This window comes from Planococcus sp. VCh962, assembly GCF_057748275.1.
The window spans coordinates 16,127-34,889 of record NZ_JBYLHS010000004.1 but is presented as its reverse complement, the minus strand read 5'-3'; the positions used below and the strand labels follow the sequence as shown (position 1 = coordinate 34,889).

Sequence of the window (18,763 nt, the reverse complement as noted above, 5' to 3'; positions counted from 1 at the left end):
ACAAAACAGATTTCCCTACCTATTAAAATAGATAAGGAAATCTTCTTTTTATATGTGTACTATTGTTATGCCAGCCAATTAATTAAGCTTCTGAGAAGTGAGCTTTTTCCGGGAAAGCGGTTTCAGCTTGGTCTGTCGGGAACAGTCGAGAAAGCTTCTGATATAGCTGAGCGATCGGTTTGCGCGCTGCTTCGTATTTTTGCAAGGCTTCCGCTACTGAATCCGATTCAACAAGCGCTTTCGCCAATGCCTCTCCGTCCTGCATCGCCATGTTAGCCCCTTGGCCTTGGTTGTGAAGCATTGCGTGAGCTGCATCACCGATCAAGGCAACTGACTTCGTTGTCCATTTATCGATTGGTTCAAGGTCACATAAAGGACGGCTTACGATGTCTTCAAACTTGGTATTTTCAATAACTTGCCGAACCTTTGGACCAAATCCTTGCATGCTTTCTAAAAGTTCTTCTTTTGTCAGTTCCGGACGCCATTCAAATTTACCTGGAACCGTAACATCGACAGAAATCTGGTTGCGGTTGTGCAATGGCAAGAAATAGCATGAGTTATCGCCATCTACGTAGATGCGCAAAATGTTTTCGTCTGAAGCCATGCCCAGTGCATCGTCTTTACTAATCAATACGCGGTGTGCAAGGTAGCCGGAAAAGACCGGTTGCACAGGCTCAAATACGCTGTTGCGGACAGGTGAACGAATGCCGTCAGCTGCAATGACAAGATCCGCTTCAATCGTTTTGCCATTTGCGAATTTCACTTCTGCATAGTCGCCATGATCGATGACGGCTTCACAGCGGTGATCTAAATGAAGCTGACCTTCAGGAATCGCTCCAACAATTGTCTCCAATAAGTCTGCACGGTGAATCAAACGGGCAAATGCTTCTGATTTATCGTCCGTCAATACCGGCCAGGCTTCCTTGATCAGCAAATGGTCGTCTCCAGCAATGATTTCCATGTGCTTGCTCAGTGTTGATACTTTCTCCAAGGCTTCATAGAGACCCCATTCTTTGAAGCATCTTACCGTAGGAGGGCGTACCCCGACACCAGCGCCAACTTCACCAAGCGATGGCGCTTGCTCGTATACATCTGCACGAATTCCTTTTGCCTTTAATGCAACTGCTGCTGCTGCTCCCCCGATGCCGCCGCCAATAATTGCAATTCTCAAGTCGTTTTTCGTTTTCATATACATTTCCCCCTCAGATATGGTTTGGATAATCTTAACAGAACAACGATTATGCAATCACCGCTTTAACGCCTGGCCCTTAATGAAAAAATCACATTGGCATTTTCTGACACCCTGGACTCCGAATCATATAAAGATTGATTTCATAAGACTTGATCTGCTTAAGTAATTGATGTTTTCATCGATTCACAGAGAATGATAATTTGTATTCATTTGGTATATGGACGGCTTTTCTCCAGCCGATTAATTGGTCGGTGCGTGTATACAATTTTGTTTCGGTTATCAAAACTGGATCTTTGTCTTTCAAATCCAGAACATCCGCCTCCATTTCAGTGGCAGCAGAAGCATAAATCTGGTGGTCTCCGCGGGAAATGAAAGTGCCTTGTTCATTTTCCAGAATAACAAAGACGCTGTTCGCTTCTTCCAGCTCCTGCACACTCGGCTGAAAATGTTCTGGTACAAGCAGGTATGTCTGTGTCCAAACTAGCGGTTTTCCTTTCAGCAAGATTAAACGGGAGATTCTTAAAACCTCTACATCTTGTTCAATCCGAAGGTTCTCACTAAGTTTTTTTGTCGGCAATACACGGTCAACACTCAATATTTTCGACTTACATTCCAGTCCTTGATCCCGAAGGTAGGCAACAAGCCCTCCCAGCTCCAGCCCCGGAGGACGTATTGGAAGTTCCTGAACAGGGAAAGTGCCTTTCGCCCGTTCACGGTAAACATAGCCCTCATCCGTAAGTTCCTTCAGCGCCTGGCGAACAGGTGCCCGGCTTACATGGAACCGTTCCACCAGCTCGTGTTCAGTGCTGAAAGGGCGGCCGGTTTCACTGGAAGCTGCCTGTAGCTCTTTGATCAAAATTTCCTTGATTTGTTTATACAAAGGAATGGGTGAACTGCGGTCTATTGTTTGTTTCTGTGTAAAACTTGTCATTATTGGACTCCTACTTTCTCTGATGGGTTGTCGGCCTGCAGCGTAAGTGGTGCTGCAGTACGCTCCTGTACATAATCAAATGTTACACCAGGAGCGAGTTCCCGTACAACAAGCCCATCATCTGTCACCTCAATCACCGCCAGATTTGTATAAATGCGATCGACGCATCCAGGAGTCGTCAGCGGATAAGTGCACTCCTCAACTATTTTAGGTCCTTGTTTGCTGGTATGCTGCATGAACAAAAACACGCGCTTAGCGCCAGCAGTCAAGTCCATTGCGCCACCGACACGGCCGAGGACCGTATTCGGCAGCTTCCAGCTGGCTAAATCACCGCGCTGGGATACTTGGAACGCGCCGAGTACAGCTGCATCGATATGGCCACCGCGAATCATCGCAAAAGATTCAGATTGCGAGAAGTACACACCGCCCGGTCTAAGGGTGATCGGTTCTTTCCCTGCATTGACAAGGTCCCAGTCTTCTTCACCTGGTTCCGGTTTTGGTCCCAGTCCGAGAAGGCCATTTTCACTGTGCAAAATGATTTCTTTTCCTTCAGGAATGGAATCTGCCACAAGTGTCGGCAATCCGATGCCAAGATTCACGAACCAGCCATCCTCAAGGTCATGAGCAACTTTTGAAGCTAATTCCGGCATGGTCCAGCCAACTGTTTCTTTCTGGTCTTTACTCATTGACTAACACCTTCCCTTCATTCTGCAAACTCAATTCCACTAAACGGTGTACATAGATGCTTGGTGTGACGATCGTTTCCGGATCGATTTCTCCGACTTCCACGACTTCATCTACTTCAGCAATGGTGATCCGTGCAGCAGTCGCCATAACCGGATTGAAGTTGCGCTGGGTTTTCCGGTAAACCAGATTGCCCCAGCGGTCAGCCCGGTGCGCTTTGATAAAGGCATAATCCGCAACAATGGCGTGTTCCATCAAATGCAGGCGTCCATTGAATTCACGTTCTTCTTTGCCTTCTGCCAATTCGGTGTGAGCGCCTGTTGGCGTATAAAACGCTGCGATGCCCGCTCCGCCGGCGCGAATGCGTTCTGCCAAAGTCCCTTGTGGTACGATTTCCAGTTCGATCGTGCCTTTCTCAAGGCGTGCGATCAAATCTTCTGCATGGGGTCCGACAGGGAAAGAGCAGCTGATCTTGCGTACTTGGTCGTTGCTGATCAATGCTGCGACACCGTCACTAACGGCTCCGATATTGTTCGACACAATCGTCAGATCTTTTGCTCCTTGTTCTACCAGAGCTGCTACCAGGTGCGACGGCAAGCCGCTGCCTCCAAATCCTCCAACGAGAAGCGTTGCGCCGTCTTGCATATCGGCAACCGCCTGTGCCGCACTTTCAAATTTCTTCTGTATCATTCAGGCGTCCCCCTTTCATTTATTCTGTAAAGCCGTTAGTTCTTCTTGATAGCCGTTCATGGTGACAAAGAATGCACAAGGCAAGTTTCTCGGATCTCCGGTATAGCCGATTTCTTCAGCAATCGATGCAAATGGTCCGTATAAACTGTCGTTTGCGCCTGTTTGTACATCGCCGGACAAATGACGCCCGACAACTTCAGCCAGTTTGGCGTCCAGTTCCAGGCTTTCCTGAAGTACAACCGAAACTTGATCTTCTTCTACAACCGGACTGATCACTCCGCCACTCGCAACCCGGAAATGGTGGCCTAAATACAAGCGCTTCGGACGCACTTCTTCAAGCAGGCGCTGCAGGCTTTGACGATAAAGTGATGGCTGCTCGATCGTCGGAATTCCGCTTTTCGCTCCGCCATATACTTGCACGGCGTCTGCCGCAAACGCCCAATCCAGTCCATCCAGCACAAATGTCACGGAACCGATCGAGTGGCCAGGTGTTTCCACCACGGTAATCGATACGCCCTCTCCAAGCGATAGCTTGTCGCCATCGGCCACTTGCACAGAAGGCTCTATTCCTTCGCCAATATCGTTCACTAAAATGGCTTTGTGCTTTTCCTGAATTTCCGGAGCTACGAATTTTCCTTGCAGTCCTTCATAATCAACGATGTGTTCATTGCGGTCGCGCAGCAGCCTGGCTTCCTTTTTCGGAATCACGATCTCTGCCCGTCCACCTGTTTTCTCCCATACCGCCCGGCCGCCGCCTAGATGGTCGACGTGTCCGTGCGTCAGAAGAATCCAGCGGATATCTTCAATTCGGATGCCGTTATCTGCCAGCACCGCCTCTATTTCCTGCGAAGCTGATGATGCCACTCCGGTGTCGACCAATGCCGGCTCCGGTGCATCAATATAGTAGGCATAGGCGGATGTCGGCCCGAACTTGCATTCAATTGGAATCACGCGAACTGGATCTGTCATATTGTCCACTCCTCTCATCTGGTATACGGCCCCAACGCTTTCTCGAAGAGGCTGCGCTGCGGGTGGCGTTAAGCAGGAAGTGCAGCCAATTCAGCACGGATTATTTCCCGTTTTTTTGATTCAAGATATTATGATCTTTCGGAATGACCGGAAGCACTAAACGCGATTGGTGATCTTTATCGCGGTAAATTTTATGGGTTGTTGCACGTCCGCTTGGCAAATGGTAGCTGTCCGGCGGCAGTAATTTTGCATCTTCGCCGTCAAGCGGTTCGTTGCACATCAATTCCAGTTCAATGCGGTGCCCTGGCTTGATCAGGAATGAGAATGGGTACAAACGAATCGCATATTCGTTGATTTCACCCGGTGTTACCGGTACCGCCCGATTATGCGGGTGCCATGGCTCGCCGTAAGTTGATTTCTCTTCATTTAATTCACGGTGGGAGGCTTTTAAATACCCTGAAGTCATCAACGTGCGTTTGCCGCTTGGGTCAACATCGTAAAGTTTCGAAATGAAGTTTGTGTCATCGGTATCGATTTCTGCGTAAAGGTATAACGCACCTGTACCTGTCATTTCTACAGGCTCCCGGAATTTGTCGCTCGTCCATTTAATCGTTTCCGAAGTTGTCGTAACCGTTAATGGCGCTTGGTAGAAGCCGTCCGGATGAGCATGTTCAGCAGGAAGCGGTTCCGGCTTGTCGCTGATTTTGTGGCGTGGACGCAAGTAGAATTCTTTCTTTTCTTCTTGCGGCAATGGCCAATGTTCTTCGCCTCGCCATTCATAGGAGCCTTCTACAGAGAACTGGACTGCCGGTTCATCCATGATGCCTGTATCAATGCCTTTCAGCCAGTAGTCATACCAGCGGAACATTTCATCATGATTTTCATGGAATGGGCGTTCAAGCATTGGCGGAAGCGCTTGGATATCCAGCTTCTTGATGCCGGATACTTTATGGAACGCTTCTAAGGTGCCTTCGACGTTCCAGCCGCGTCCCCATTTTGCTTGGAAGTACGTCGGAATCGTCACTTTATCAGCTACTTGAATGGCTGAATCTTGCTGCCAGAACGGGCCATCCAACGGGTTCAATAAATAATCCATCCACAATTCGTGGCGGTCTTGATAATGAAGAAGGTGAACAAAGTCCGACCAATGAGCAATATCCGGATCGTTCAAGCGTTCCTGTGTTTTTTGTTTCAGCTCTTCCGGTGTGAAGACTGTTGAGCTTTTGCTTGCGACGTTATTGAACGCATTGCCGCTGTCGCCGCCGCGTCCTTCACGGGAAGCGCGAGGCATCAGCCACATGATTCCGCCGTGGTAGCAAAGTTCATAAAGGTCGAAATGTCCACCGTTGGCGAAAATAGCCTTCAAATGCGGCGGCTGCTCCGCTGCCCCGAGAAGCTGAACCGATGCAAAGTAAGAGATGCCGATCATCCCGATATTGCCGTCGCACCACTCCTGCTCTGCTAACCATTCAACGAGGTCATAAATATCTTTGCCGTCACCGTGGCCGCCCGAGTTGTAGTTGCCGACCATTTGCCCTTCTGAACCGCCGGTGCCGCGAATGTCTGCAATCATATGCGCATAGCCGCGTCCAACCACTTCGTTGATGTCCCCAGCTTCAATCGCCCCGTTCCAAAGATGGCTCGGCCGTGCTTGCGGAGGCAATGTCAAAGCCTGCGCCTGGAGTTCTTTGCCGTATGGGCTGATGGCAAGCAATGCCGGCACTTTTCCCGTACCTTCAGGACGGTAAATGTCTGCCGCAATATGTACGCCGTCACGCATTTGAATCCGTTCATCCTTCGTGATAATCATGTGGTTTCGCTCCTCTTTTTGAATCCTTCTATACAATATAAAAGATACTTAGATGGTGGTTGAGAACTCGCTTCAGGCGGACGCTTTCCGCGGGCACGGCTTCAGCCGCTTCCCTCACTTCGTTCAGTCCAGGGTCTTCAGCTCGCACTGTCCCGCAGGAGTCGCCGCCTTACGCTCTTTCTTATAAGATATATCTTAAGATTCTTTATTTTTCTCCAATCGGTGTGAAACAGGGAACGAACGGACCAGGATTGTCTTGGTCGCCGCTTTGTTTGAATGCCACTTTGACTTTTTGGCCGATGTGCACCGTATCCAGATCACAGTCGATGATGTTGGTCATCATTCTAAGGCCTTCATCAAGCTCCACAAAAGCGATGGCGTAAGGAGTTCCTTTGCGCATGACGCTGTAAGTGTAGATCGTGCCGGTTCCTTTTGCTTCGATCCATTTCGTGTTGTCGCTCATGCAATGTGGGCAAAGGACGCGTGGATAATAATGTGCTTCGCCGCAGGAATGGCATTGTTTGATCAGCAGCGTTCCTTCTGCAGCGGCTTCCCAGTATTCCTTATGCTCCGGATGCACTTCAGGAACTGCCATTTTTCTCGTTTCATACGTAGTTGCCATGATTTACACCCTCTCCAAGATAAGTGTTGCACTGCCGTGGCGGCTTGAAAGCCCGCCGCCGGTGCCATGAGCTAATGCGATATCACAATTCTTCACTTGCACATTCGGATGTGCTTCGCCGCGCAGCTGGCGGACCGCTTCAATCACTTTGACAATGCCGCCCCGGCTTGCCGGGTGGTTATTATTCAATCCGCCGCCGTCTGTGTTGATCGGCAGTTTGCCGACACCGGAAATCAAGTTTCCGTCAGCGACAAATTTGCCGCCTTCGCCTTTTTTGCAAAAGCCTAAATCCTCCAGCTGCATCAACACCGTAATAGTGAAGCTGTCGTAGATGGAAGCGTATTTGATGTTCTGCGGTGTGATGCCGGCTTCCGCAAAAGCTGCGGGGCCGGACCAGATTGCACCTGAATACGTCAGATCTGTTTTACCTGCCGCTTGCCCTTTCGGTGCTTCACCACTGCCCATCACCCGGACCAGCGGGCGCTTCAGGCTTTTGGCGATTTCAGGGCTTACGACTACTAATGCGCCGCCTCCGTCACTTACCACACAGCAATCGAGCCGGTGCAACGGGTCTGCAATCATCGGAGAAGACAATACGTCTTCGACGGTCACGACATCACGGAGCATCGCATTCGGGTTGTGCTGGGCGTGATGGGAAGCTGCCACTTTGACCCATGCCAGCTGTTCGCTCGTCGTGCCGAATTCATGCATATGGCGCATCGTGGCCATCGCGTACTCATTTACTGCAGTCGGTCCGAACGGAAGTTCAAAAGGTGTATCCGGAACATTGGCACCTACAATCTTCTGTTTCAATCCGCTTCTGCCTTCAGAGCGCGGACGCCCTGCCATTGTAATTAAGGCAACATTGCATTTGCCTGCCGCAATCGCTTCTGCGGCATGTGAAACATGTGCAATGTACGATGAACCGCCAATATCTGTACCATCCAAGTGGCGGACGTTAAGCCCTAAATAATCGACCATCGACAAGACTCCGCCCGGAGCGTCACCGGCACAGAAATATCCGTCTACATCTCCAAATGAAAGCCCTGCGTCTTCAAGTGCCCCTTTGGCACATTCCGCATGCAAAGCTGCCACGGATTTATTCTCTGCCTTGCGCGTCGGGTGCTCAAAAGCCCCTGCGATATAAGCTTTTCCTTTAATAGTCATATTCGTTGACCTCCCGGTAATGTCGAATTCAGTTTGCGCTACCCTTGCACGATCAGAAAGCACCGGCTGCCCCTAGAATCTGAAGCCAGCCGGCACAGAACTTCTAATTCTTTGCCAGTACCGCTTCTGTTTCTTCGATTTTTCTAACCGGTCGAGGCTCTTGCATTGTTAGGAATGTAGCTGGTGTATGAACCAAAAGCTGTTCAATCGCTTCTTCACTTACTCCCGCTTTGCGGATATCCGGCAGGAACTCTTCAAACAAATAGTTTACAGAATGTCCTTTCAATCCCGGCCATCCAAGTGCACAGCAGTTCGCATCCGCTGCAATCACTGCTTTATCGAGGAATCCTTTTCCAATGAAACGCATAAAGTGGTCTACCCGGTCTTTGCGGTAGCGTCCCCAATAAGGCGGGTTTTCCATATCCAAGTCGTAGCCGATGGTATCGAAGCCTACATAGCCGCCGCGTCCTGCAATCAGTGAATCGCGTTCTTCGTCTACGTCTTGCCCTACATCAGCGTGGCCCATCAACACACGGTTCAGCGGCAGGCCTTCTTCATCAAAAATCGTAAGAGCCGTTTGTGGATCAGTTGTTAAATGCGTGATGATCGGAGCCCCTGTTTTCAATGCCGCACGCGCTGCTGCACGGTAAATCCGTTTGTCCAGCTCGCTTAGCTTGCCGCCCCGGCTGACCCCTACTTTGATCGCTCCAGCTTTTGCGCTTGTTCCGGCAATGCCGACCGTGATTTCTTGAACGAATAAATCCGTCAAGTATTCAACTGATTTTTCGCGGAAGTAAGCCATTGCTGAATCTCCGGCAACAAAACCGGTAACAGCCACAATATGGACGCCCGTTCTGCGTGACAGCACTTGGAAGTATTCCAAGTCGCGGCCATTGCCGATGCCTGTGCAATCAACGAATGTTTTGCCGCCATGTTCGCGGAAGCGGCGCAATTTAGCAATTGTCACTTCGAATGCTTCATCCGGCTTTTTCCACCATTGTGTGTCCAAGTCACAGCCCGGCAAACCGAATCCGATATGCTCGTGCAGCGATGTAACCCCTAAATCTTCTGACGCAATCGGCCCTAGAACCGTATTAACCTTACCCATGTATGTCACTCCTCTTCTCGATTTGCTTGTTATGGAACAACCACAGCCTATTCGTGTGGCAGATTTTTTGTCATCAATGTTCTATTAATGATCGACAGGAGCGAACCATTGTCTCCAGCCTGTCGGAGAATATTCTTTGATTTGAAGTTCTGCTGCGCCGTCTACTGTCAGGACACGCTGCGGATTTTCTTCCAGCAAGACGCGGACCTGTTCGTCTGTCACACCCGCTTTTTTCAATAACGGAACAAAAGTGGAAAGCAAATAATCGAATGGAAGCTCTTTCGCTTCATGCCCTTTCGCAACGCCAACGGCACTGGTGGACAGCAGGACGTGCTCGCCTAATCCAGCTTCGAGAAGTTCCACAATCAATCTCACACGTTCTGCATCGCTCACATAACCATCCGCTGAACCCCAGCCAATATGGTCAAAAGATGCGTAAGCTCCGCGTTTCGCAATTTCCAGATACGCTTTGCTGTCCACCGCCGTCTGGCGATCAATGCCGCCAATCACTACGCGGCTCGGGTCAACCCCTTCAGCGAGTAAAAGCTCCAAGTCAGCTGCTGCATCGGCACCATGCTGAACCGATACGGCCACTCCTGTATCACGCGCTGTTTGTGCAGAACCGCGGAACAGGCTTTTCTCTTCGTTCGTAATGCCTTCCGGGCTGGCGATAGAAACGACCAAGCCGGCAGCTGTCGAACGTTCAACACGTGGAACAACGACTCCTTCCACTACTTCTTTCGTGAACAACCCTGCAAATTTCTCTGCTGGCCATGGAGTTGGAGGATTGGTCTGCGGTGTTACAAAATAGCCGCCGAGCAATTTCTCAGGCCCTAAACCTGTTGTTGCAATGATATTTACACCTGTAGCTTTTGAAAGTGTCTGGTAAAGCCATACATCGCGGCCATGGAACATTCCGCTGGCATCAACGATTGTCTGCCCGCCCTGGCGGCGGAAATCATTCAACTTGCGTTTTAATGTCTCGAAGATTTCGCTTTTGTCCATATTGATCTCCGGCGCTAAATCCGCACCTGGATAAACGGAAAGAAGTGATTCATTTATAAGTACAATCCCAAGGTCTTGCGTCGCTACCGGTCCCAAAACTGTCCGGACAATCCCGGTGCTGACTTCTTGTTGATTTTGTAACATTGTAAAACCCCCTGTCATTTTAATAACGCGTTTTTATGATTTTTATAGTTGATGAGTAAGTTGGGAAGAGATTTCCGTTTGGTATAATTTCTCGTCATTCTTTATTAACAAAATCTTGATTCTTGTTGTAAACGCTTTCTTTCATTCAAATTGAATTGGTATAACAATTGGTTGTTATTGATACATTATAATATTGTTATACCAAAGTCAAACCTTTTTTCAGACTCTTTCGAATAGATGAAAGAGTTAGTATGATAGATTTCGCTTGTGAATTAAGATGTTTTTGCTTTCTTGCTTGGCTGCTTCCGGACAGCCGGTTCTTGAAATAGCAGCGTTTTAATAAAAGACCCGGTCATTTTGCTCGGTGCTTTGAAATGAGCAATTAGTCGTAAGAAATCATTTTAAAGGTGAGTCCAGGCCCTGATCGAACCGGACTCTCTTTTGATTGCTTGATACCGTTTTAAATGCGTTACTGAAAAGTTGTGTTCAAACCATAAATGGATACCTGACAAAATCAATCATTTATAGAAGTTATATTTTTTAAATTGTTCACTGGCTTCGAAAGACCCGTTGCCAATCAGACTTTAAGTTCAACACTGTCTTCTTCTTGAGCTATTCCTTTTAATTTTTTACTGCTGGAAGCAAGCTTCAAAGGCACAAAAGTAAATGCAATTGCTGCTATAATTCCTGGAATGGCGAATGCCAGGAAATTCATTTGCAGAGAGAGGCTGAGTGAAACTAAGACGCCTCCGAAGATAGGGCCAATGATTCCCCCGATTCTTCCTACTGCCGATGCAAAGCCTACGCCAGTTGAACGGATCAGCGAAGGGTAATACTGGGAGACAAATGAATAAGAAAGGTTTTGCGCTCCAATTGTGCAGGCACCTGTAATCCCAACCAGTAAATAAAGGACAATCATATTGTTTTTAAAGCCCAGAAGCATCAGGCAAACAGAAGCCATGACAAACATTGGAACGAGCACTTTTTTAACTCCGAATTTATCTGCCAAGGTTCCAAGGATCAATGTGCCGATTACGGATCCGGCATTTAACGCAATGACAAAACTCAAGCTGGAGTTGAGTGCATACCCAGCATTGAACATTAAGTTAGGGAGCCATGTCGTCAGTCCATTAATCATCAGTATGCACATAAAAAAGGCAATCCAAATCATCGCTGTCCCTAATGCCCGCTTATTTTTAAACAGTGCCGTGACAGGAGACCCGCCCTCTTTTTCTTCACTTGAAGCTATGAATTTCGTATCTGGTGTTAAAGAAAGAGCAGGGTTCGCTTTCTTCAGAACATATCGCAGCTCTTCAGTTTTCCCTTTCATCAAAAGAATTACCGGAGAATCATGGAAGTTCTTCACCATCAGCGGAATAAATAAAAGCGGAATTGCGGCTACCCAGTAAACACTATGCCAGCCCATCAGCGGGATAAAGTAAATTCCGACGATTGCCGCTAAAATGCCGCCCACCGAAAAGCAGCACAACATAATCAAAATCACGATATTCACCCGATATTTCGGCGTATATTCTGTTAATAGAGCAATGACATTCGGCATTACGCCACCGATTCCGATTCCAGCAATAAACCGTAAAACTGAAAAACTTGTTGGGCCGGGCGCAAATGCGCATAAGAAAGAAAAGACACTGAATAAGACGACACTTACAATCAGTACATTCTTTCTGCCCAGCTTGTCTGCCATGATTCCAAAAAGAACGGCGCCAATCATCATTCCTATAAATCCATAGCTCCCGATTGCCCCTGCTTGAACAGGTGAGATGGCCCATTCTTCCATAATCAAAGGAATCACAGAGCTGTATATGACAAGATCAAAGCTGTCAAAAGTCACGATAAAACAGCACCAAGCCAATAACCCGAGATGAAAGCGATTAAACTTCCCTTCATTTACAATGTCCGTGATGTTAACTGTAGCCATCTAAATTCCTCCATTCGTCTAAGGTATAAGCCGTGCAGATTCTGCTTGCAATCCGGGTCTTATTAAAAGCATCGGGTTCTTTTGTTATCTCCTCCTTTTGAAGTTCTGTATTAACCGATTTCCGGCTGGAGGCATTTACTTGTTAACGCTTACATTTCATACCTATTCATCCTTTTCTACTGACTTCAGCAACCGGCATCCTCTTCAAAGCGAATAGTGCCGAATGCAATTTGATTTGTATGAAAGGAATAAATATAAACTAACATAGACAGAAACTTTAGAAAAATATCTAAATAATTGTATATTCATATCTTTTCCGTATATATTTGATCGCTGCTTTTGGAGTAGTAAATAAAAAGAGAACCTTCCTGCAAGCTGTTGAGAAACTCGTATGTTCTTCTTTCATTGCGCTCCAGTGCGGACGCTTTCCGTGGGGTGTGGCCCTAAGCCTCCTCACTCGCTGCCGCTCCCTCCGGGGTCTCAGGAGTCGCCGCCTTCCGCTGTATTCAGCTTCCTTTTGACACCTTTAGCGATTCTCTGGAATCGGGAGCTGATTCGGAAAGCTCTCTAATGTTTGTACCTGCTCCCTAGATATGGAGCTAACCAGCGGAGGAAAACATACTGCTCCTGCGCAAGCTCGTCGCAAAGACATGGCCTCACAAACCTCGGCCACAAAACAGGTGCTCCTGCGCAAGCTCGTCGCAAAGCCATCGTCCGAAGTAGCTTCGGCCAATGGCTTCGCAGCTGGTTGGCGGAATATCGGTTAAGGGAGAATCACCAATACAAATTTCAACTTTCTCTACAAACTGAAAAAAGGCCCTCCAAAAGAGAGCCTTTCTGTCAAAGTACACCGATTTTTCAATCGATGCGATGTTTCAATAAATAGGATTCAATCCATTTCACTGACTGGGTAATCAGCATCCCGGTAATGATGATCACGACAATTCCGACAAACACACGATCCACATTAAAGTTTGCGGATGATTGAGCCACGAAATACCCGATGCCTCCTGTGGAAACGAACATTTCAGCAGCAATAACGCCCACTAACGATTGACCGATCCCCACTCGTAAACCAGAGACGATCTGAGGCATCGCGCCCGGTAAAGCGACTGTAATAAAAGTTTGAATCGGTGAAGCACCAAAGGCTTTCGCTACTCTCGTCAGATTTGGATCAAGATTTTTCACACCGATCATCGTATTCAGGATAATCGGGAAAACCCCTGCCAGAAAGACGACTAAAACTTTGCTGGCAAAGCCAACCCCGACCCAAAGTGTGATCAAAGGCAGAAGCACAATACGCGGTGTACCTAGCATGGCGGTCAGGAATGGATCAAAAGCTTTGCCGATCGGCTTATACCAGCCCATGATCAATCCGATGAATACGCCAGTTACAGCTGCCAGAAGAAATCCAGTGATGAAATTCCGCAGTGTAAAGAGCAGGTTTTCAACCAGTATGCCGCTTAATGTTAGCTGATAGCCAACTTTGATAATCTGTGTAGGTGAGCTTAAGAAAACCGGATTGATGATACCCGAGCGGTAAATCAATTCCCACAGGATCAGTACGGTAACAAATGTAATTAACCCAATATGCCGAAACAAGAAAGTGTCATAAAAAGAGGTCTTCTTCTTCTTCTTCAAATTTAACGTTGCTATTGAATTGTTTAGCGCAGGCGCTATTTTCTGATCAGCACTTTTTAAATTCTCCATATGATGAATCCTCCTTTACACCACATTTTTTTGTTTTTCAGTTACGATCAAATCCCAAATGTATTTTTCGTACTCCGTAAATTCCTTGCTTCTTTTGATTTCCAATGGCCGAGGCCTTGGCAGATCGATTTTCACTCTCTCCAGCAGCTTCCCGGGGCGAGCGGTCATAACAACTACGTGATCAGAAAGGTAGACTGCTTCTGCAATGTCATGCGTAACGAATAAAATCGTTTGTTTCGTCGCTTTCCAAATCCGCAATAATTCCAACTGCATAAATTCTCTCGTCTGTGCATCCAATGCGCCAAATGGTTCATCCAGCAGCATCAAGCTCGGTTCAATTGCCAACGCGCGGGCTACATTGACACGCTGCTGCATGCCGCCAGAAAGTTGGTTCGGATAGTGATTGCCGAAAGAATTCAATCCGACCAACTCCAGCAATTCCTCGCCTTTTTTCTGACGCTCATTTTTTGGAACCCCCGCCACTTCCAAGCCGTAGATGATATTGCCAAGCGCGGTGCGCCAAGGAAAGAGCGAAGCGTCCTGGAAGACAACTCCGCGGTCCCGTCCGGCACCTGTAATTTCTTTTCCATCCAAATACAAGCTGCCATAACTGATGTCATGGAAACCGGCAACCGCCCCCAGCACCGTTGATTTCCCGCAGCCGCTCGGACCTACGATACAGACAAATTCCCCTTCTTCTACAACCAAGTTAAAATCTTCTACCGCCGTTACTTCTCCACCATTTTTTAATGGATAGGTAATATACACGTTTTCTGACTGCAGTTTAGTCGAAGTTTTGTTCATCCTGCCTCTGCCCCTTTCTGAGCTATAAATGGTTTATGGAGTGGATACTTCATCAATAAAGCCGGAATCGTCAAGTTGCTGGATAATCGAGTTATCAACCAGATCCGCCGGTTTCAATGCCCTTACTTCCTCGAACTGTGAATTCTCCAAATAAAATTGGACGGTTTCATCTGAAATATAAGGCTTTTCAGGAATTGTCGATAAGTTTATTTCGTATGTTTTGTCCATTAGTTCCGGATCGTCCATACCCGTCCATTTCGAAATGATTTTCAATGATTCTTCTTTATTGGTTTTGATGTAATTATTCGCTTCGATCAACGAGGCGGCCAGCACTTTAGCCAACTCCTGATTTTCCTTGTAGTAATCTGTTTTCATAACAAGCCCAGGAATCAATACTTCTTGATCAGAGAAATCATAGATTTTAGGATAATCCATTTCATCCATTTTGAATGAAGTAGGAGGCGCTACTAAGTATAAATCTGCAGCTCCTTTAAGAAACGCTGCTGTCCGGTCCCCTTCCCCGCCCATATGCAGAAATTCCACGTCTTTTTCAGGATCAAGGCCCAATTCTCTGATATAGGATTGCGCCAGCAGGTCGTATAATGAGCCTTCAGCTCCTGCAAGAATGGTTTTCCCTTTGATTTCTTCTTTTATATTCGTTGTATCAATATCTTTTGATGCGTAAATATATACAGCAATTTTATGTGCCGTAGCGGAAAATGTAACGGTATCAATACCTGCTGCTTTTGCATTGCCCGCCGGTTCAATTCCCGTAAACCCTGCCTGGATACTATTTCCATTTAAGGTTTCCTGTACTTTTGGTGACCCTGCTATATACACCAATTCAGCATTTACACCGTATTTTTCAAAGATGCCTGTGTCTTTTGCGACCCATAACGGTAATTGCGAAACGCCTTGAGTCGGATAGCCAATCTTAATATCAACCGGGCTGCTCAATGGTTCCAGACTTGTCTTTTTCAACCCGCTTTCTGCAGATGCCCCTTTGGTGGCTTGTTCTGAATTACATGCCGATAACACAAAAATCCCCACTATTGCCACCAATACCGCCAGTAAAATTTTCTTCATCGTTTATCCTCCTTTTAATCTCTCATTTTTTGTAAGCCCTTTCTTTTTGCTGTACCACTCTTTTGCCTCCCCAAATGTTAAGAGCCATACAACAGCAATTCCGAATAGAAGATTACTTCATGCAAGGAGAGTTAATTCAAGTTACCATAAACTGAAAATTATAAAAAATACAAAAATAGTTGTCTACTTATACCCTTTGCCTATAAATAATGCTATTATCTAATTATTTACAAATATCAATTAAGGTGGCATCATCGATGGATTTAAGACGGATGAAATATTTTGTAGCTATAGTTGAAGAAGGCCAGATTTCTCTTGCGGCCAAAAAGCTGAATATGTCGCAGCCTCCCCTCAGCCAGCAGCTTAAGTTATTCGAAGAAGAGTTGAATACAACTTTATTTGAAAGAAACACAAGAAAATTAATTCTTACGGATGAGGGAAGATTTTTATATGAGAAAGCCCTAGAGATTATTGAGATGCTGGACCAGACGGAACAGGAGTTAAAAGAACTTTCCCACGGCATAACCGGCACATTGAACATCGGTACGATTCCGTCGCTCGGAGCAGAAATCCTGCCGATAAAAGTGAAGGATTTCCGGATGAAATATCCAGAAGTCACTTTCCAAGTATGGGAAGGAGATCCGAACCGGATCATGGAGCTTCTCGAAAAGCGCATTATCGAACTGGGCATTGTTCGTTTGCCCATCGATCAGGAAATTTTTGAGTTGATCAGCTTGCCGGACGAACCCATGGTTGCTGCAATGAGCCGCAATCTGGAATTCAATGACGATCCCGACTTTGTAAATTTAGCTGATTTAAAAGATAAACCTTTAATGCTATTGAGACGCGCGGCAGGAACTTCGGTCTATAACCAATCGATGTACGACATTGACATGGTGAAAAGCGCCTGCCGGGATGCCGGTTTTGAACCCAGCATTATTTGTGAGAGCAGCAATTTGATGACTTTACTCAGTTGGGCCAACCACGATATCGGCATTACCATCATTCCAAGGTCTGGAGGAAAGCTGATTCCTGATTCCAAATTGATTTATAAGCAAATCGTTAACCCAGATATCATGGCCAGGCCGTCCGCTTTGATTTGGCTGAAAGACCGGCGCCTCTCCATTGTCGCTAAAAGATTTATGGAATACTTTAGCTAGGCCAGCAATCCTTTTGGACTGCTGGTTTTTATTTTATTAACAAAAATATATATACGTTTTTCATATAAATAATAGACTTAATATATATTTTACGAATATTTAAACGGATGCTACTCTTTATTCAAATAAACTTTTGAAAAGAGGAGTGGCATAATGAAAATCTCAGAAAATGAAAAAGTGGTAAAAGGAAAACCTAAATACGATACGCCTCCATTGATCAATAAGCAAAAACCGAGATGTCCGCCTATGGTGAAAATCGACGGTCCGGAAGATTTGCTGCCATTTTTGGATGCGGTTGCAAAAAGACCTTATAACCACGGTCTGCATGCAGGCTGGGATCTTCAGCCAGGCGAACGCGTGCTGCTCAGAGTTGATAACTGGCACGACCCGATGGTCATCGAAGCCTGTAAAATGATTCTTGAAAAATACAATACGAAATATGAGATCAAACATATCGATAAAGGGCCAATCATCAAATGGAAAGGCCATAACGAAGTCGAATACTATTTAGCCCGGACGAAAGAATTGGCTGAGTGGATGGATGAATGGGAAGAGATGGAGGAAGCGAACGAGTACGACAAACTTCTTTGGGGCTACGGCGGACCCGTACTAAAAGCCAATAAAATCAAAATCCAGCGGATGCCGTTTATCACACCGGAACTCACAGCTTCCCCTGCCCATACGATTCCGTATGAAATCATCGAAGCAATCGATGCCTGGACATGGAAGAAAATCAGAAATTCACGCCGCATCCATATTGTGGACCCGGAAGGCACGGATTTAACCTATACAAACCATGCGGAATACTACGATGAAAACCGTGAATTTTTCAATCCTGAATTGGTGAGCAAGTTCTGGAAAGGCAACGAAGAATTCGGCAAAACAAATTTGCCGGGCCATGTTCTTGGACGTCCTTGGATGTATCTGCCGAACGAAGACGCAACTGGCGTCATTGCCGGCACTAGCAACCATATCGGTCCGGTTCCTTGGATCCAGATGGAAGTGGTGAACGGAAAAATCACCGAAATCCACGAAGGCGGCGAATACGGCGACAAGCTCCGGAAATTGAAAGCTGAAACCGATCACCTGCAATACCCTGGCTTCCCTGATCAAGGGTTATTCAGATGGTGGGAAGCTTCAATCGGGACAAATCCGCATATCCACCGCCCAAGAAAAGACTTCTTGAACGGCTGGCTGAACTGTCTGTACGAAAGAATGCGCAGCGGCGTTATCCATTTAGGCTTCGGCACGATCATCTCAAGCCATGCCGAGCGTGAAGCAGCCAAACAAGGCTTGCCGGTAGGCCATTGGCATGTGCATCTGTACTTCCCGACGATGACTTGCGAAATGCTGGACGGCACGACTGAAACCATCATTCAAGATGGCCACCTAATGGCGCTTGATGATCCTGAAATCCGTGAAATAGCTGCTCAATTTGGTGATCCGGACATCTTATTGTCCGAATCGTGGATTCCAGCGGTCCCTGGCTTGAACATGGGCGGAGATTATTGGGAGCATTATGCCAAAGATCCGGAAGACTGGGTTCTGACAGAATTGAACATCTGTGAGAATTACCATCCATTATTCATGAGCATGGTCGGAGCGGAGCACAAATACTGCAACAACCCGTTATGGCTTTTGCCGAAAGTCAGCGACACCAAAAAAGAAAATGACAACGGCTCTTGCTCATGCGGCTGCAGCCATTAAGAAACAAAAATGACTGGTTTTAGGAGCGTGGATTG

16 protein-coding genes are annotated in these 18,763 nt (G+C 46.8%); 2 read left to right on the top strand and 14 right to left on the bottom strand.

The window, feature by feature from the left end; all coding sequences use genetic code 11:
• Positions 1-82: 82 nt before the first annotated feature.
• The 14 genes from AC3AQ9_RS12870 to AC3AQ9_RS12805 all read right to left on the bottom strand — a co-directional run bounded on the left by AC3AQ9_RS12870 (position 83) and on the right by AC3AQ9_RS12805 (position 15,861).
• Positions 83-1,189 carry an FAD-dependent oxidoreductase gene (locus AC3AQ9_RS12870; protein WP_488307897.1) on the bottom strand — a complete coding sequence of 369 codons (1,107 nt, stop codon included), beginning with the start codon at positions 1,187-1,189 and terminating at the stop codon, positions 83-85.
• A 178-nt stretch (positions 1,190-1,367) separates the two neighbouring features.
• On the bottom strand, positions 1,368-2,123 hold the full coding sequence (locus AC3AQ9_RS12865) for a GntR family transcriptional regulator (RefSeq protein ID WP_488307896.1): 756 nt from the start codon (positions 2,121-2,123) through the stop codon (positions 1,368-1,370).
• The gene (locus AC3AQ9_RS12860) at positions 2,123-2,809 is read right to left on the bottom strand and encodes a 3-oxoacid CoA-transferase subunit B (RefSeq protein WP_488307895.1); all 687 of its coding nucleotides are present in this window, start codon (positions 2,807-2,809) and stop codon (positions 2,123-2,125) included. The genes AC3AQ9_RS12865 and AC3AQ9_RS12860 overlap by 1 nt, the downstream gene beginning before the upstream one ends.
• A complete protein-coding gene (locus AC3AQ9_RS12855) occupies positions 2,802-3,497 on the bottom strand; it encodes a 3-oxoacid CoA-transferase subunit A (RefSeq protein ID WP_488307894.1) in 696 nt (231 codons plus the stop codon). The genes AC3AQ9_RS12860 and AC3AQ9_RS12855 overlap by 8 nt, the downstream gene beginning before the upstream one ends.
• A 15-nt stretch (positions 3,498-3,512) precedes the next feature.
• On the bottom strand, positions 3,513-4,466 hold the full coding sequence (locus tag AC3AQ9_RS12850) for an MBL fold metallo-hydrolase (RefSeq protein WP_488307893.1): 954 nt from the start codon (positions 4,464-4,466) through the stop codon (positions 3,513-3,515).
• A gap of 100 nt (positions 4,467-4,566) precedes the next feature.
• Positions 4,567-6,276 (bottom strand): CocE/NonD family hydrolase, encoded by a 1,710-nt coding sequence (locus AC3AQ9_RS12845; RefSeq protein WP_488307892.1) that lies wholly within the window; start codon positions 6,274-6,276, stop codon positions 4,567-4,569.
• A gap of 205 nt (positions 6,277-6,481) precedes the next feature.
• Positions 6,482-6,898, bottom strand: coding sequence for a Zn-ribbon domain-containing OB-fold protein (locus tag AC3AQ9_RS12840; RefSeq protein WP_488307891.1), 417 nt, complete (start codon positions 6,896-6,898; stop codon positions 6,482-6,484).
• 3 nt (positions 6,899-6,901) lie between these two features.
• Positions 6,902-8,065, bottom strand: coding sequence for a thiolase family protein (locus AC3AQ9_RS12835; RefSeq protein ID WP_488307890.1), 1,164 nt, complete (start codon positions 8,063-8,065; stop codon positions 6,902-6,904).
• A gap of 103 nt (positions 8,066-8,168) precedes the next feature.
• Positions 8,169-9,173 carry a phosphotriesterase family protein gene (locus AC3AQ9_RS12830; protein ID WP_488307889.1) on the bottom strand — a complete coding sequence of 335 codons (1,005 nt, stop codon included), beginning with the start codon at positions 9,171-9,173 and terminating at the stop codon, positions 8,169-8,171.
• A gap of 84 nt (positions 9,174-9,257) precedes the next feature.
• Positions 9,258-10,322, bottom strand: coding sequence for a phosphotriesterase family protein (locus AC3AQ9_RS12825; RefSeq protein WP_488307888.1), 1,065 nt, complete (start codon positions 10,320-10,322; stop codon positions 9,258-9,260).
• 577 nt (positions 10,323-10,899) lie between these two features.
• On the bottom strand, positions 10,900-12,261 hold the full coding sequence (locus AC3AQ9_RS12820; RefSeq protein ID WP_488307887.1) for an MFS transporter: 1,362 nt from the start codon (positions 12,259-12,261) through the stop codon (positions 10,900-10,902).
• A gap of 858 nt (positions 12,262-13,119) precedes the next feature.
• On the bottom strand, positions 13,120-13,971 hold the full coding sequence (locus AC3AQ9_RS12815; protein ID WP_488307886.1) for an ABC transporter permease: 852 nt from the start codon (positions 13,969-13,971) through the stop codon (positions 13,120-13,122).
• Positions 13,972-13,986: 15 nt separating this feature from the next.
• Positions 13,987-14,775, bottom strand: coding sequence for an ABC transporter ATP-binding protein (locus AC3AQ9_RS12810; protein ID WP_488307885.1), 789 nt, complete (start codon positions 14,773-14,775; stop codon positions 13,987-13,989).
• A 33-nt stretch (positions 14,776-14,808) separates the two neighbouring features.
• Positions 14,809-15,861, bottom strand: a complete 1,053-nt coding sequence (locus AC3AQ9_RS12805) for an ABC transporter substrate-binding protein (protein ID WP_488307884.1) — start codon at positions 15,859-15,861, stop codon at positions 14,809-14,811.
• A gap of 257 nt (positions 15,862-16,118) precedes the next feature.
• Between AC3AQ9_RS12805 and AC3AQ9_RS12800 the strand changes: the two genes are divergently transcribed.
• Both AC3AQ9_RS12800 and AC3AQ9_RS12795 read left to right on the top strand, forming a co-directional pair.
• Positions 16,119-17,021: a LysR family transcriptional regulator gene (locus tag AC3AQ9_RS12800; protein WP_488307883.1), complete on the top strand. Its 903-nt coding sequence runs from the start codon at positions 16,119-16,121 to the stop codon at positions 17,019-17,021.
• A gap of 153 nt (positions 17,022-17,174) precedes the next feature.
• On the top strand, positions 17,175-18,728 hold the full coding sequence (locus tag AC3AQ9_RS12795) for a hypothetical protein (RefSeq protein ID WP_488307882.1): 1,554 nt from the start codon (positions 17,175-17,177) through the stop codon (positions 18,726-18,728).
• Positions 18,729-18,763 lie beyond the last annotated feature (35 nt).